Source organism: Pseudomonas fluorescens, assembly GCF_019212185.1.
In the GTDB taxonomy this organism is placed as follows: domain Bacteria; phylum Pseudomonadota; class Gammaproteobacteria; order Pseudomonadales; family Pseudomonadaceae; genus Aquipseudomonas.
Window position 1 is genome coordinate 4,000,662 of the sequence record NZ_CP078138.1, and the last position, 15,843, is coordinate 4,016,504.

At 59.7% G+C, this 15,843-nt stretch carries 13 protein-coding genes; 3 read left to right on the top strand and 10 right to left on the bottom strand.

The window, feature by feature from the left end:
* Positions 1–26: 26 nt before the first annotated feature.
* Genes KW062_RS17845 through KW062_RS17860 form a run of 4 tightly spaced genes read right to left on the bottom strand, consistent with a single transcriptional unit; the run spans position 27 to position 6,104 of the window.
* Complete coding sequence (locus tag KW062_RS17845; protein WP_027616305.1) at positions 27–1,226, bottom strand: hybrid sensor histidine kinase/response regulator; 1,200 nt, start codon at positions 1,224–1,226, stop codon at positions 27–29.
* Positions 1,220–1,813 carry a chemotaxis protein CheB gene (locus tag KW062_RS17850; RefSeq protein WP_027616304.1) on the bottom strand — a complete coding sequence of 198 codons (594 nt, stop codon included), beginning with the start codon at positions 1,811–1,813 and terminating at the stop codon, positions 1,220–1,222. The genes KW062_RS17845 and KW062_RS17850 overlap by 7 nt, the downstream gene beginning before the upstream one ends.
* Entirely contained in the window at positions 1,810–2,625 is an 816-nt protein-coding gene (locus tag KW062_RS17855) for a CheR family methyltransferase (protein ID WP_105754617.1), read from the bottom strand. Before KW062_RS17855 ends, KW062_RS17850 begins: the two co-directional genes overlap by 4 nt.
* Positions 2,625–6,104, bottom strand: a complete 3,480-nt coding sequence (locus KW062_RS17860; protein WP_027616302.1) for a response regulator — start codon at positions 6,102–6,104, stop codon at positions 2,625–2,627. Before KW062_RS17860 ends, KW062_RS17855 begins: the two co-directional genes overlap by 1 nt.
* A gap of 292 nt (positions 6,105–6,396) precedes the next feature.
* Here KW062_RS17860 and KW062_RS17865 point away from each other — a divergent pair, with 292 nt between their 5' ends.
* Both KW062_RS17865 and KW062_RS17870 read left to right on the top strand, forming a co-directional pair.
* Complete coding sequence (locus tag KW062_RS17865; protein WP_105754618.1) at positions 6,397–6,762, top strand: response regulator; 366 nt, start codon at positions 6,397–6,399, stop codon at positions 6,760–6,762.
* Between the two features lie 74 nt (positions 6,763–6,836).
* Positions 6,837–8,132 carry a glycosyltransferase gene (locus tag KW062_RS17870; protein WP_105754619.1) on the top strand — a complete coding sequence of 432 codons (1,296 nt, stop codon included), beginning with the start codon at positions 6,837–6,839 and terminating at the stop codon, positions 8,130–8,132.
* Between the two features lie 8 nt (positions 8,133–8,140).
* On the opposite strand, the gene KW062_RS17875 is transcribed toward KW062_RS17870, so the two are convergent.
* Entirely contained in the window at positions 8,141–9,049 is a 909-nt protein-coding gene (locus tag KW062_RS17875) for a phospholipase (protein WP_105754620.1), read from the bottom strand.
* 87 nt (positions 9,050–9,136) lie between these two features.
* Complete coding sequence (locus tag KW062_RS17880; RefSeq protein ID WP_105754621.1) at positions 9,137–10,048, bottom strand: phospholipase; 912 nt, start codon at positions 10,046–10,048, stop codon at positions 9,137–9,139.
* Positions 10,049–10,276: 228 nt separating this feature from the next.
* On the opposite strand from KW062_RS17880, the gene KW062_RS17885 reads away from it, so the two are divergent.
* Positions 10,277–11,143, top strand: a complete 867-nt coding sequence (locus KW062_RS17885) for a phospholipase (protein WP_105754622.1) — start codon at positions 10,277–10,279, stop codon at positions 11,141–11,143.
* Between the two features lie 115 nt (positions 11,144–11,258).
* Here the strand turns inward: KW062_RS17885 and KW062_RS17890 are convergent, their stop codons facing one another.
* From KW062_RS17890 to KW062_RS17905, 4 genes are all read right to left on the bottom strand, one after another.
* A complete protein-coding gene (locus tag KW062_RS17890) occupies positions 11,259–12,485 on the bottom strand; it encodes an OprD family porin (protein ID WP_256351135.1) in 1,227 nt (408 codons plus the stop codon).
* Positions 12,486–12,604: 119 nt separating this feature from the next.
* Complete coding sequence (locus KW062_RS17895; RefSeq protein WP_105754623.1) at positions 12,605–13,609, bottom strand: branched-chain amino acid ABC transporter permease; 1,005 nt, start codon at positions 13,607–13,609, stop codon at positions 12,605–12,607.
* A 1-nt stretch (position 13,610) separates the two neighbouring features.
* Entirely contained in the window at positions 13,611–14,498 is an 888-nt protein-coding gene (locus tag KW062_RS17900) for a branched-chain amino acid ABC transporter permease (RefSeq protein WP_027616296.1), read from the bottom strand.
* A 74-nt stretch (positions 14,499–14,572) separates the two neighbouring features.
* Positions 14,573–15,787: an ABC transporter substrate-binding protein gene (locus KW062_RS17905; protein ID WP_027616295.1), complete on the bottom strand. Its 1,215-nt coding sequence runs from the start codon at positions 15,785–15,787 to the stop codon at positions 14,573–14,575.
* Positions 15,788–15,843: the final 56 nt, after the last annotated feature.

Consider the following 15,843-nt stretch of genomic DNA (forward strand, 5'->3'; position numbering starts at 1 on the left):
ACCATGCGGTCATGCAGAGGTTGCGTTTAATTTTCCGTACAGTCCTGCAGGGGCAGGCGCACGCGGAATAATGCGCCCTGGTTGATTGCACTTTCGACGCTGATTGCGCCGCCATGGGCGGCGACAATCTGCTCGGAAATGAACAACCCCAGGCCAAGGCCGGCGACCACGGTCTTGGCGCTGACGCGTTCGAACTGCTGGAAAATGCGCTGCTGGTTCTCCTCGCTGATGCCGATGCCACGGTCCTGAACCTCGATAAAGGCTTGGCCGTCCCGGGCATAGACCCGCACCTCGATCAAGCTCTTGCCGCCATAGCGCAGCGCATTGGTCAACAGGTTGGACACCACCTGCTCGATACGGAACTCGTCCCAGTCGCCCTCCACCGGCTGCTCACCCGTGAAACTCACGGACGCCTCGGCCGCTCCGACCTGAGCGGCGAAGTTGTGCAACAGATCGCCCACCAGCTTCACCAGGTCGAAATGGCTGGTGCGGATCGACAGCTTGCCGGTGCGGATCCGCGACACGTCGAGCATGTCTTCGATCAGGCGGATCAGGCTCTTGATCTGCCGTTCATCGCGATCGACCATCGCGTGCATCTTGTCCAGGGTGAAGGCTGCGGCATTGTCCCGGGCCAGGTGCATCTTGCGCAGCTGGGTTTCCAGGATCAGCCCGTTCAAGGGCGTACGCAGCTCATGGGCGACAATCGACATGAAGTCATCGCGCATCCGTACTGCCTGCTCCAGTTCGCCCTGGGTGGCCTGCAACTGCTTGAGCAAGGCCTCCTGCTCACGGCGGCTGTGCTCGAGGGCTTCGACCTGCAGTTTGATCGCGGTGCGCTGGCGATACAGGTCGACGAACACGTTGACCTTGCTCTTCACCGCGTGGATATCCAGGGGTTTGTGAAGGAAGTCCACGGCCCCGCTCTCATACCCCTTGAAGGCGTAATTCATTTCGCGGCCGGCGGCGCTGACGAAGACGATGGGAATGTTCTTGGTCTTTTCCGTGCCGCGCATCAACTCGGCCAGCTCGAAGCCGTTCATGCCCGGCATCTGCACATCGAGGATCGCCAGGGCGAACTCGTGTTGCAGCAATAACGACAGGGCCTGGTCGGCGGATAAAGCCTTGTGAACCTCACGATCCTCACGCTTGATCAACGCCTCGAGGGCCAGCAGGTTTTCCGGCAGGTCGTCGACAATCAGTAGTTTGGCCTGGACAGTACTTAGCATGAGGTTCGTTCCAGCTCGACAAGCAGACGGCCAATGCCGTGCAAAGGGAGAATATGATCGGGATCGTGCAAGGCCAGCGCCGCGTCAGGCATGGTCGAGACCTGGGCTTCGTCCGGGTCCTGGACCACGGTGATGCCGCCCAGGTGCTTGATCTGTGCCAACCCCCGGGCGCCATCGTGGTTGGCCCCGGTCAGCAGCACCGCCAGCAACCCGGCGCCATAGGCATCGGCCGCCGATTCGAAGAGGTAATCGATGGCGGGCCGCGAATAGTGCAGGCGCTCTTCCAGGCTCAACGACAGGCTGCGGTCCAACTCCACCGACAGGTGATAGCCCGGAGTCGCCAGATACAGGGTGCCCGCCTCGATCGGCATCTTGTCGCCAGCCTCGATCACCGGCATCGGTACGCGCCTGGCCATGACGTCCGCCAATTGGCTGTTGCGCTGCTCCGGCAAGTGCAGGACCACAATGATCGGCAAGCGAAAACCCGCCCGCAGGGCGCTGAAAATACTCAGCAAGGCTTCCACGCCACCGGCGGAGGCGCCGATCACAATGGCCTCGATGCGCGGGCCTGGCGGCTGTGTCGTCATGATTTGCGGTAGATCCGTTCGTGTTTGACCAAGGGCTCGAACCGCTTGCCGTAGGCCGAGAAGTCCGGTGTTTCCTTGCTGCCCAGGACCAGGAAGCCGCGGTGGCAGAGCGACTCATGGAACAGCCCAAAGGCTCGATCCTGCAATTTTTTATTGAAATAAATCAACACATTACGGCATGAGATTAATTGAGTTTCTGAGAATACGCTGTCCGTCGCCAGGCTGTGATCGGCAAAGGTCACGTTGTCGCGCAGGCTCTTGTCAAAAATCGCGTAGTCGTAGGCCGCCGTGTAGTAGTCGGAGAATGAGCACTGCCCACCGGCCTGCTGATAGTTACGGGTATAAGCGCGAATATTCTCCAGGGAGAAGATCCCCTGCTTGGCCTTTTCCAGCGAGCGCGGGTTGATGTCGGTGGCATAGATGATAGTGCGTTCGAGCAGGCCTTCCTCGCGCAACAGAATCGCCATCGAATACACCTCCTCGCCCGTGCTGCAGCCAGCGATCCAGATCTTGATCGAGGGCCAGGTCCTGAGCAACGGCACCACTTCCTGGCGAATCGCGAGGAAGTGCGAGGGATCGCGAAACATCTCGCTGACCGGAATCGTCAGCAACTGCAGCAGCTGCATGAACGCCCGGGGGTCGTGCAACACCCGTTCCTGCAACGCGGAGATGGTCTTGCACTCGAACTGATTCAAGGCGTGATTGACCCGGCGCTTGATCGAAGCGCCAGAGTAATCGCGAAAGTCATAGCTGTACTTGAGGTAAATCGCCTCGATCAACAGCCGCAGTTCAATGTCGGTATCGCGTTCCACTAAATTCTTTCCATCTTCGGCAGCCACACGCGAATCAGCGAGAACAACCGGTCCAGGTCAATCGGCTTGGCCAGGTAATCGTTGGCTCCGGCCTGCAAGCAGCGCTCCTGATCGTCCTTCATGGCCTTGGCGGTCACGGCGATGATCGGCAGTTTGCGCCAGCGCGGATCCTTGCGGATCTCCACCGTCGCTTCAAAACCGTCCATCTCCGGCATCATCACGTCCATCAGTACCAGGTCGATGTCCTCGACCTCATTAAGTCTGTCGATCGCCTCATGACCGTTACGCCCAATGACCACGATCGCGCCCTTGTGCTCCAGGGCGCTGGTGAGGGCGAAGATGTTGCGCACATCGTCGTCCACCAGCAGCACCTTGCGCCCCTCGAAGACTTTGTCGCGGCTGCGAGCGGTCTTGAGCATGCGTTGGCGCTCATGGGACAACCGCGATTCGACTTTGTGCAGAAATAATGTCACTTCATCGAGCAATCGCTCCGGCGAACGTGCGCCCTTGATGATGATCGAGCGCGAATACTTGCGCAGCTCCGCCTCCTCATCACGGGTCAGGTTGCGTCCGGTGTAGACGATCACCGGCGGGAACGAGCAGATTTCCTCGCAGGACATGCGCTTGAGCAGGTCGTTGCCGAGCATGTCCGGCAGCTTGAGGTCGATAATCATGCAGTCGTAAATGTTCTCGCGCAGCAGCTCCAGGGCCTCCTGGGCCAGGCCGACGGCAGTGATTTCGATGTCATCGTCGCCAATCAGCCGGGCAATGCTGTCGCGTTGCAGGTCATCATCCTCGACCAGCAACACACGCTTGACCTTCTGCGTCAGCTTGGCTTCCAGGCGCGCAAACACATCCTTGAGTTCCTCGCGGGTGGTCGGCTTCACGGCATAGCCGATGGCGCCCATGTGCATGGCCGCTTCGACACGGTCCTCGACCGAGATTACATGCACCGGGATATGCCGGGTCTCGGGATGTTCCTTGAGGCGCTGCAGCACGGTCAGTCCGGAGTGGTCCGGCAGGCGCATGTCCAGCAGAATGGCGTCGGGTAGGAACTGGCTGGCCAGGTCGTAACCTTCGTCGGCGCCATGGGCCACCAGGCATTGGTAGCCCAGTTCATGGGCCAGGTCGTAGAGGATGTGCGCGAAATTGGCTTCGTCCTCCACCACCAGGATGCAGCGGCTGTTGAACGGCGCCAGGTCACGGTCATCGGCAAAACGCGCAATCTTCACTTCAGCCGGCGCGGGCGGTCGTGCCACGGGTAGCAGAGGCAGTGGCTCGTTGATCAACGGCGCCACCGGCGCCTCGGCGTTTTCAGCGAACTCTTCAGGCAGCACCAGGGTAAACAGACTGCCCTGCCCCGGCTCGCTGCTGACCGTAATGGTGCCCCCGAGCAAGGTCGCCAGGTCACGGGAAATCGACAGCCCCAGGCCGGTGCCGCCGAAGCGACGGTTGGTGGTGCCATCGGCCTGGCGGAAGGCTTCGAAAATACTTTCGTGCTGATCGCGGGCAATGCCAATTCCCGAATCTCGTACGGCGAAAGCAATGCCGCCGCCACGCTGGGCGCTGACCACCAGGCTGACGGTGCCCTGGTCGGTGAATTTGATGGCGTTGGACAGCAGGTTTTTCAGGACCTGCTCCAGGCGTTGGCGATCAGTGAACAGGAAGGACGGTGCGTCCGCCTGCACCTGCACGGTGAACGCCAGGTGCTTGTCGGCAGCCAGGGGTTCGAACATCCCGCGCAAACCATCTACAAGGCGCGCGACGCTGGTGTTTTCCGGGCGTACCTCCAACTTGCCGGCTTCGACCTTGGAAATGTCGAGAATGTCGTTGATCAGGTTGAGCAAGTCGTTGCCGGCCGAGTAGATCGACTCGGCGAACTTCACTTGTTCGGCGCTGAGGTTTTCCTGGGGGTTCTCGGCCAGCAACTTGGCCAGGATCAGCGAACTGTTGAGCGGCGTGCGCAGTTCGTGGGACATGTTGGCGAGGAATTCGGATTTGTACTTGCTGGAGCGCTGCAGCTCCTGCGCACGCTCTTCAAGCTGAATCTGCGCCTGGTTGAGCTCGGTATTTTTCAGGTCCATGGCGTCGCGCTGCTCGGCCAGGGTTTCGGCCTGCTCGGCGAGTTGTTCGTTGGTCTGCTCCAACTCCACCTGCTGGGTTTCCAGATGGGCCTGGGACTCCTTGAGAATCCGCGATTGCTCTTCCAGCTCTTCGTTGGCGGTCTTGAGTTCTTCCTGTTGCACCTGCAACTCTTCGTTGAGCTGCTGGGTCTCGGCCAGCACTTCCTGCAGGCGCTGGCGGTAGCGCGCGGCCTCGATCGAGGTGCCGATGTTGCCGGCAATCAACTCCACCAACTCGATGTCGCGCTCTTCCAGGGGACGCAGGAACCCCAGTTCGATCACCCCGTTGACTCGCCCGTCATCGCGGGTGGGCACCACCAGCACACTGCGCGGCAGGCCGTCTCCGAGCCCGGAACTGACTTTGAAGTAGTCCTGCGGCAGCTCGTCCAGACGAATGATTCGTCCCTGTTGGACCGCTTGCCCGGCAATGCCTTCGCCGTTGTAGAGCGCCTGCTCATGCGTTTCCTGTTCGTGCGACAAGCCATAGGTCGCCACTCGACTGAGGCCGCCGTGGTCTTCGCGCACGTAGACCGCGGCGACCGCAGTGCCCATGTATTGCCCGCAGAACTGCAGGATATTGCGCCCCAGCAGATTCAGCGACAGCTGGCCGAGCACCTGCTCCGCCAGTTGGGTCTGGCCGCTGCGCAACCAGGCTTGCTGCTCCAGGCGTCGCGCGCTCTTTTGCTGGGCCGCCAGGTTGGCAGCGTAACTGGCGGACAGGCTGAGCAAGTCGCGACGACCGATGTAGGCCAGCAAACCACTGATCGCGATGATGAACAGCACGTACAGGGAAATGCTCCAGAGCGTGGTGCGTCGCACCTCTTCATTGCGCGCGGTGCGTAACTGCTGCTCCATGTCGATGACATCTTCGTACTGCTTGCGGATTTCATCGGTCAGGCGCTTGCCTCGGCCGTTGCGCACCTCGGAGCGGTAATCGCCGCTGCTGCGCTGCAACTCGATCATTTCCTGGGCGTAGCTGTTCCATTGCTCCTGCATGGCTTCGAGCCGGCGCAGGCGGTCGACCTGCACCGGGTTGTCGGCAGTCAGCTCCTGCAGGGTCTTGAGCGAGACGATGATGCGCGGGCGGGCAATTTCGTAGGGGTCGAGAAAATGCTCGTCGCCGGTCAGCAGATAGCCGCGCATGCCGGTTTCCAGGTCCACGGTCAGTTTCACCGCTTCATTAGCATTATTGATCACCCGGTCGGTGTGCTCGACCCATTGGATGGTCGACATCAAATAGGTGATCAGCGCCACGAAAAACACCACGCTGAGCGCGCCCACCGCCAAGGGTAAGCCAATGTTGCGACTCAGGAGTTTGCGGAAGCTTTGCTCATCGACGGATGCTGAAGGGTTCATTTGCAGACCTTGGTGAACGGGCATAAATGAAGGAGTCTGCCGCAAAATTGCGCTCGACATGCAATTTTCTGACAGCTTAGCCAGCATTTTCCTACATTACCCTCCATTCCTGCAGCGCTACGGGTATCCTGTTGGGAACTGCATCAAAGGTCTTTTTTTACCGCCTGGGGAACTTGTCGGGACCTGCAACTTACTGATGAAAAGGACTGTGTTTTTAATGCTGCTCCTACAGGGGCGGCATTACGGTCATTTTTTTGCCCGCCTGCGCTCACCCATGTCGAGATCTCACATTATGTCTAACGCCAATCCCACTCTCCTTGTAGTCGAAGACGATGACATCGTGCGCATGCTGATCGTCGATGTGCTGGAAGAACTTGAATTCCAGGCACTGGAAGCCGACGACGGTGAAGCGGCATTGGCGATACTGCGCGACCCCGACAAAACGATCGACTTGATGATGACCGATGTCGGCCTGCCGGACATCGATGGCAAAGAGCTCGCCAAGCAGGCCCGCGCACTGCGCCCGGCCCTGCCAATCCTGTTCGCCAGCGGTTATGCCGAGACCATCGATGTACCTGACGGAATGCACGTGATTGGCAAGCCGTTCTCCATCGATCAATTGCGCGACAAGGTCAGGAGCATCCTGGCAACGCCTTGATCGAGCGGCCGCGGCCTGTGGTTTAATAGCGCGCTTCGCCCGCCGCCCCCCGTCGTTTCAAGGAAATACCGCTCATGAGTCAGTCTCGCGCAACCAGGGTCCTGGTCATTGGTTACGTCTGGCCCGAGCCGCGCTCGTCCGCCGCCAGCGGGCATGTCATGCAGATACTCGAGACGTTCCTCAAGGCCGGCTGGGACATCACCTTCAGCAGCCCCGCCGGACCCGGCGAGCACAAGGCCGACCTGCAGGCGATGGGCATTCGCGAATGCGCCATCGAGCTCAACAACAGCAGTTTCGACCGCTTCGTCAGCGAACTGGCGCCGGACATCGTGCTGTTCGACCAGTTCATGATGGAGGAGCAGTTCGGCTGGCGCGTGGAGAAACATTGCCCGGACGCCGTGCGCGTGCTGGAAACCTCGGACCTGCAAAGCCTGCGGCATGCCCGCCATCAGCGCTTGAAAGACCGACTCAAGGCCAGCGATGACCAGGACGACTTCAGTTCACTGTTCGCCCCGGCCCTGGCGCAAGAGTTCGCACTGATGGCGGACACCGACCTGGCCCGCCGGGAAATCGCCGCGCTGTTTCGCTGCGACCTCAACCTGATGATCTCGGAAGTCGAGATTCAGTTGCTGCTGGAACACTTCAGCCTGCCGGCCAGCGCCCTGCACTGGTGCCCGTTGATGCTCGATCCGCCGAGCGCAGACTTCGTACCTTTTGAGGATCGCGCGCACTTCCTGAGCATCGGTAATTTCCGCCACGCGCCGAACTGGGATGCGGTGCTATGGATGAAGAACGCCGTGTGGCCGCTGATCCGTCAGCAATTGCCCGGCGCCCAGTTGCATATCTATGGCGCCTACACCCCGCCCAAGGCCACGGCCCTGCACAATGCTGCCCAGGGTTTTCACATCATGAACTGGGCCGAGGACGCCTTGCAGGTGATGTCGGCAGCGCGCATCTGCCTGGCGCCGCTGCGCTTCGGGGCCGGGATCAAGGGCAAGATTGTCGACGCCATGCTGTGTGGCACACCGAATGTCACCACCCCGGTCGGTGCCGAAGCCATGGCTGGCGACATGCCCTGGCCGGGCGCGATCGCCGAAAGCGCGCAAGGCCTGGCCGACGCCGCGGTGCGCCTGTACCAGGACCAAAGCCTGTGGCAGCAGGCGCAGAGCGCGGGCGTCGAAGTGTTGAACGGGCGTTATCGTCAGGACGTGCATGGGCCGGCGCTGATCAACCGCTTGCAGCACTGCCGCGAGCACCTGACTGAACAGCGCCAAGCGAACTTTATGGGTGGCATGCTGCGCCATCATCAGCACAAGAGCACCCAGTACATGTCCCAGTGGATCGAAGAGAAGAACCGCAATAACGCCTGAGGCACGGGTTAATTTGAGTGGTCGTATTGAGTGGTTGTGTTGACCTTGCTCCAGGCCTTGACCACGTTGGCCGTCCGGCAGTACTGCACCAGTTTGGACTCTTCGAAAAAGTCGGCATTGATGATGCTGCACTTCGATGCCCAATCCGTTCGAGCAGGATCGAACCACTCGTTCAACTTTTCCTGAATGTCGACGGGACCTCCAAGTACGGCGTAGCAGGTGGCGGATAGCGACCAGGGCAAACGCTTTCTGGGTGGCGACAGCATCACCCCGGAAATGAAACGGTGTAATTCGTCGGGAGTCGTCACCGCGATTCCCGACCATTCATGCTGGACTTTGGGATTGAAACCTTCGCCATCAATATCCACTTCAGTCGACACCATCAACCGTTGCACAGCGCTGGCTTTTTTCAGTTGGCCCAATGTCAGGTGATTGTTGCGGGCGGGAATCATACGTTCCCCCAGTCCTGCGCTCATGACCCTCGAAAACTCAGCGGCATCGAAGTCTGAAACAGACGCGCGCATTTCGTGAAAATCCAGAACAATGAACTCGTCCGGATTGGCACTCAAGAATTCATTCACCGCCTCGATCAATGAACTCAGGGCCCGAGAGGAAAAGATCGAATTGTGCTGAAACAAACAATTATCACCCGGCAATTGCACGATTCTTAGATCAAGCGCACGGGCACCATTATTCAATTGATCAAGAAACGAATTATTCTGACAAGCCACCCAATTCGAAACCAACCCTGGAAGGTACCAGGCGTCTAAGTCCATCCCCGCATTATGCGCGCCGGGAAGCACTAATTCGCCCAAGGTCAATGCATCAATGATGGGAACATTGCCCATCCAGTTACGGTGCGTAAATTGATCGCTGGAAGCATAGGCAAAGTCTGCAGGCCGTTGTGCATCACTCATTATCAAATCCTTTTTTATATATGAACCGCCGAACTCATTCCGGCGGCATGTTTCATTAGACTGATTCCTGCCTTGCCAACACAGGCACTACTTCGGAACACCGTCCGCAGGCGAAAAATCAGCACGTTTGGCGTTGGCCTTGGCAATACTCGCCGAGCGGCAAAACATCACCAGATCCGACTCCTCGAAAAAGTCGACGTTGATAATGCTGCATTTGGAAGCCCAGTCAGAACGTGCGGGGTCGAACCATTCATTCAGGGTTCTCGTTATATCTCTGGGACCTTCAGCAAGGGAGTAACTCGTGGCTGACAGCGACCAGGGCAAGTACTCCCTGGGGGGACTTTGCATCACCTGACTGATGAAACGCTGAAGATCATCGGTACTGGCACTGCCGATGCCCGACCATTGGTGGCTGATTTTGTAATTGAAATACTCTCGGTCAAGGCCATCCGGGGTCGCCACCATCACCCTCTGCAGCCCGCTGATTTCTTTTAACTGGCCCAATGTCAAATAACTGTTGCGGGTGGGAATCATGCGCGTCCCCAAGTGCGTCAACATCAATCGGCTAAATTCGGCGAGTTCGAAACGTCGGCTGCGGGTACTCATTTCATGGAAGTCGAGGACGATAAATTCATCCGGATTGTTCGTCAGGAAGCGATCCACAGCCATGATCAAGTCTTCCAGGGCCCGCGATGAACGCCAGCCATTGTGCTGACACCAGAAGTTGCCCTTTTCGTCCTGTTCCAACCTGAGATCAAGGGCCCGCGCACCATTATTCAACTGGGTGAGAAAGGCGTTGTTTTGGCACGCAGCCCAGTGGACGACGCCGGGGCCCACGTAGTCGGCTTTTTTGTCGACGCCGGCGTTGTGCGCACCCGGCAAGACCAATTCGCCGAGTGTCAGACTATCGATGGCATTTACATTGCTCATCCAGTCATGGGTCGTATGTTTGTAATGCGACTCATACGAAAAATCTGGTAACTCGTTATGTTCACTCATGGATTATTCCTTTAATTCATTGAGGTGCATCCGCCAGTCAGCTGGCGGAACGAGGGCAAGACTAACCCCAACCCGCACAACTTCCAAGATCGAAACAGCACTACTATCAATGCACTACGAAAAGAAGTGACTCTTCCCACCGTCCAATGAGCACGGCATGAACGGCCAACACCCAAGCATTGAATTAACATCCAGCGCTCTAACCAATTGCAAAACCAAGGACATTCAATGGCACAGCCAACCGCTGCTTACATCAACAAGTCTTCCTGGATGAGTGAAGTGATCGGCATTGAAAAGCTCAAGCTCACGGACATAATATGGCCTGGCGCGCATAACTGCGGAATGGACAAAAAAGCACGTTACTTCGGCCCGATTGTCGGCAACTGGACAACCTGTCAGAACGATTCATTTGCGTTCCAGTTGGCGCAGGGGGTTCGGGCCTTTGATATTCGGATTGGCTACGAGTTGCGAGCGGAGGGCGAGCGCTTTTACTTTCATCACAACGGCGGCCGCTCCGGACGACTCCTCGATGAATTGCTGGAGGCCGTACTGGCGTTTATCACGGAAAATCCCGGGGAGTTCCTGATGCTCGACTTTCACCAGTTGGGCGATGGTAAACACCCCTTCCCCTACCAGACGTTCAGCGACCTGATGGCCGATCGTCTGGGGCCTCACGCCATTGCCCACTCCCTCGCCGACCTGTCGGTCGGCGAACTCAAGCGCACCCGCACACGCAGCCGGGTGATGCTCGCCGCCAGCGGCTCGCTGGACCTGGACCGCACACTGTTCTGGCCGAGAATCAGCCACAAATGGAAGGACAGCACCTTCACCAGCCCCCAGGACCTGTACCTGCATATTGCCCGCACCCTGGACAAGGAGCCGGTCTCCAGCACTTTTCCCTGGTCGCTGTCGGCAACCTGCTATTCCCTGCTTGGCCCCGCCGACATCAAGCACTACCTGGACATCTGGTTTCACCCCAGCGTGCCCTGGATCAGTCGGTGTTCCATCATCAATAGCGACTTCGTCGATGAGTCAACGATTGTCGAGCATTGTGCGATGGCCAATGCCATCAAAGCTGCCGCAATCACGCCTTGACCGACCCAGATCATGCATCCACTACAAATCTCCTGCAGGACCAGCCCGGGCGGCGTCCCGCTGCTCGGGATGGGGCCGGCGCATTCAACACATTCGCCGGCCAAACCCTACCCTGTCACCACAGCGGCAAGCTGTAGCTGACAATCAAACGGTTCTCGTCGATGTCGCTGGCGAAGCTGCTGCGATAGCTGGCATTGCGCCATTTGATCCCGACGTTTTTCAGCGCACCGCTCTGGATCACGTAACCGATGTCGGTGTTGCGTTCCCACTCTTTGCCGTCCCCCGGTGCGGCGCCGAGGTTGACCTGGTCGCCCTTGACGTAACGGGTCATGAAGGTCAGGCCCGGGATGCCGACGCCGGCGAAGTTGAAGTCGTAGCGGGCCTGGAAGGAGCGTTCGTCCTGGTTGGCGAAGTCGTTGATCTGCACCAGGTTGACCAGGTACGGGTCGGCGCCATTGACGTTGGCGAAGCCGGTGTCACCGCTCATTTTCTGGTAGGTCAGGCCAAACGCATGAGCACCCAGGGCGTAGGTGAACATCGCACCGAGCATGCGGTTGTCAACGTTGCTATTGCCGTCATCGGTGGCACTCGACCAGCGCAGGTCGGACTTCAGCGACTGGCCCTCGGTCACTGCCAAGGTGTGGCTCAGGGTCAAGAAGTGCTGCTTGTACAGATCCTCCAGGTGGGCGTAGTGATAACCGGTGGTCAGGCCGTTGCTCCACTTGTAGTCACCGCCGATGAAATCGAACTGGTCGGTGGTCGCATTGGCGCCGGTGACGATGTTGCGGCGCGGCCCTTTCATCACCGTCATGTCTTCGCGGTTACTGGAGTTACGCTGGCTGACCTGGGTCAGGCGCCCGCCGTTGAAGGTCAGGTTGTCCAGGTCCATGGAGGTCAACTGGCCGCCCTCGAAGGTCTGCGGCAACAGGCGCGTATCGTTGGGCACCAGCACCGGCAGCTTGGGCATCAGCGTACCAACCTTGAGGGTAGTCTTGGACACCCGCACCTTGCCGGTCACACCCAGTTCGCTGTAGTTGTCCGGGGCGCGCCTGGACGTCGGTCCCTGGGGCAGCAAGCCGGTAACGCCGGCGCGATCCGGGCTTGAATCGAGCTTGATCCCGAGCAGGCCCTGGGCATCGACACCAAAACCCACCGTGCCCTCGGTGAAACCCGACTCCATCTTCAGGATGAAACCCTGGGCCCACTCCTCGCCCTTGTTTTGCGGCGCGTTGGCCTGGCGGAAGTCGCGGTTCATGTAGAAGTTACGCATCTCCACACTGGCCTTGCTGTCGTTGATGAAGTCGGCGGACGCTGGGGCGCAGACACCGATGACCCCGGCCATACCGGACAACTGGGCAATGCGGACAGATCGTTTGACGTACATAAGGCTCTCTTTTTTATTGTTGTGGTGCAGCACACCCACGCACCCTGCGTGGGCTCCCTACAGCGGCAAATCAGGTTCTAGAAATTGCGCCGGTTGAGCTTGAGCACCCAGCCGACAATGCCGACCCGGAACAGCAACACGCAGAGGACGAAAATCATCCCCAGGATCACGTGCACCCATTCCCCCAGCGGGCCGTTGGACAGGTAGCTCTGCAAGGTCACCACCACAGTGGCGCCCACCAGTGGACCGAGGATGGTGCCGACACCGCCGAGCAGGGTCATCAGGATCACCTCGCCGGACATGTGCCAGTGCGCGTCGGTGAGCGACGCCAGCTGGAACACCACAGTCTTGGTCGAACCGGCGAGGCCGGTCAGCGCCGCCGAGATGACGAACGCCAGCAGCTTGTGCGCGTCGACGTTGTAGCCGAGGGAAATCGCCCGTGGCTCGTTCTCGCGAATCGCCTTGAGCACTTGGCCGTAAGGCGAGTGGATGGTGCGCTGGATGACCGCGAAGCCGAACACGAACACCGCCAGCACGAAGTAGTACATGGTCAGGTTGTTGCTCAGCTCCAGCAGCCCGAACAACTCACCACGCGGCACCCCGTGCAGGCCGTTTTCGCCGCCGGTGAACGGCGCCTGGACGTAGAGAAAGAACACCAGCTGCGCCAATGCCAGGGTGATCATCGCGAAGTAGATGCCCTGGCGCCGGATCGCCAGCAAGCCAAACACCAACCCCATCAGCGCAGAGCTCAAGGTGCCAAGGATGATCCCCAGGCCGGTGTCGAGACCGCTGTACTGGGTCAGCAGGAATCCGGTGACGTAGCCACCGGTGGCGAGGAACGCCGCGTGCCCGAAGGACAACAAGCCGGCGTAACCCAGCAGCAGGTTAAAGGCACAGGCGAACAGCGCGAAACACAGCAACTTCATCAGGAACACCGGGTAGATCGCCGCCGGCGCCACCAGCGCCACGGCGAACAGTGCCAGGTAGAAGCCACGCTTGCGCCGGGTTGCCGCCTTTTGCCGTTCCAGCACCACTTGCGGTGGCTGGCGTACGGCCTCTGGTTTGATCTGCAGACTTGTCATGTTATGCCTCCTTTCCGAACAGGCCTGCCGGACGCAGCAGCAGCACCAGGACCATCACCAGGAACACCACGGTGTTGGCCGCTTCTGGATAAAACACCTTGGTCAGCCCTTCGATCAGGCCCATGGCCAGGCCGGTGACGATGGCGCCCATGATCGAGCCCATGCCGCCGATCACCACCACCGCAAACACCACGATCAGCAGGTTGGCGCCCATGGTCGGGGTCACCGAATAGATCGGTGCCGCCAGCACGCCGGCAAAGGCCGCAAGGGCTGCGCCGTAGCCATAGGTCAGGGTGATCAGCAGCGGCACGTTGATGCCGAAGGCCTGCATCAGCTTCGGGTTCTCGGTGCCGGCGCGCAGGTAGGAGCCAAGCCGGGTGCGTTCGATCATGTACCAGGTGACCAGGCACACCGCCAACGCGGCAACGATCACCCAGGCGCGATAGGTCGGCAGGAACATGAAGCCGAGGTTGTAGCCGCCCTTCAGTTGCTCAGGCATCGGGTAGGCCGAGCCGGACACGCCGAACAGCTTGACGAACGAGCCTTCAAGGATCAGCGCCAGGCCGAAGGTCAGCAGCAGGCCGTAGAGGTGATCCTCACCGGCGATACGCCGCAGCAGGTAACGCTCGATCAGCACGCCGACCGCCCCCACCAGCAGCGGCGCCAGCACCAGCGCCATCCAGTAGTTGACGCCCAGCCAGTTCAGCGCCATCACCGCGGTGAACGCGCCGAGCATGTACTGCGCGCCGTGGGCAAAGTTGATGATGCGCAACAGCCCGAAAATGATCGCCAGGCCGAGGCTGAGCAAGGCATAGAATGCGCCGTTGATCAGGCCCAGGAGCAACTGCCCGGACATCACCGCCAGGGGAATACCGAATATCAAAGTCATGATTCATCACCCACAGAAAGACCCTGATGCCCGGCAACCCAGCCGCCGGGCACGCGCTATCAGTCATGCATCGGTCAGTTTTGGCTGAGCAACTTGCACTTGCTCTCGGCCACCGGGCGGTAGGCCTCGTCGCCGGGGATGGTGCGCACGATCTTGTACAGGTCCCACTCGCCCTTGGACTCGGCCGGGGTCTTGACCTGCACCAGGTACATGTCGTGGACCATGCGTCCGTCGGCGCGGATCTTGCCGTTCTTGGCGAACATGTCGTTGACCGGCGTCGCCATCATCTGCGTGCGCACGGTTTGTGCTTCATCACTGCCGGTGGCCTTGATCGCGTTGAGGTAGTTCATGGTCGCCGAGTAGATCCCCGCCGGCACCATGCCCGGCATCTTGCCGGTGCGTTTGTGGTAACGCTCGGCCCAGGCGCGGCTCTCGTCGTTCATGTCCCAGTACCAGCCGGTGGTCAGCATCAGGCCCTGGGTCACGTCCAGGCCCATGGCGTGGATGTCGTTGAGAAACACCACCATGCCCGCCTGCTTCTGCCCGGATTGGGCGACGCCAAACTGGTTGGCGGTCTTCAGCGAATTGACGGTGTCGGCACCGGCGTTGGCGAAGGCGATCACCTCGGCACCGGAGCCCTGTGCCTGGAGGATGTAGGAGGAAAAGTCGTTGGTGGGAAACGGGTGACGAACCTTGCCCACGACTTTGCCGCCATCGGCTTCGACGACTTTAGTGATGTCCGCTTCCATCGCATGGCCGAAGGCATAGTCGGCGGTGATGATGAACCAGCTCTTGCCGCCGTCGGCCAGCACCGACTTGGCCGTACCGTTGGCCAGGGCGTAGGAGTCGTAGGTCCAGTGAATATGGTTGGGCGAGCAGAATTCGTTGGTCAGGCTCGACGCCGCCGCACCGGAAATCAGCGCCAGTTTGCCGGACTGCTCGACCACCTTGCTGGCGGCCAGCACCACCGAGGAGGCGACCATGCCGGTGACCATGTCGACGTTACGCTCATCGACCCACTGGCGCACGGTGTTGGCGCCGACGTCCGGTTTGTTCAGGTCGTCGGCGCTGAACACCACAATTTTCTTGCCGTTGACCTGGCCGCCGAAATCCTCGATGGCCATGTTCAACGCGTCCAGGCCACCGGGGCCGGACAGGTCGCGGTAAGTGCCCGACATGTCCGCCAGGTAACCGATGCGAATTTCATCGTCGCTGATCTGCGCCTGGGCCGCGCCGGCGATCAGGCTGGAAGCCAGGATGGCGCTTGCTGTTTGCTGAAAAACCTTCATGTAGATCACCCCACTGTCCGACGTTATTTTTATTGTTCCAGGCAAAGCGGCCCCGT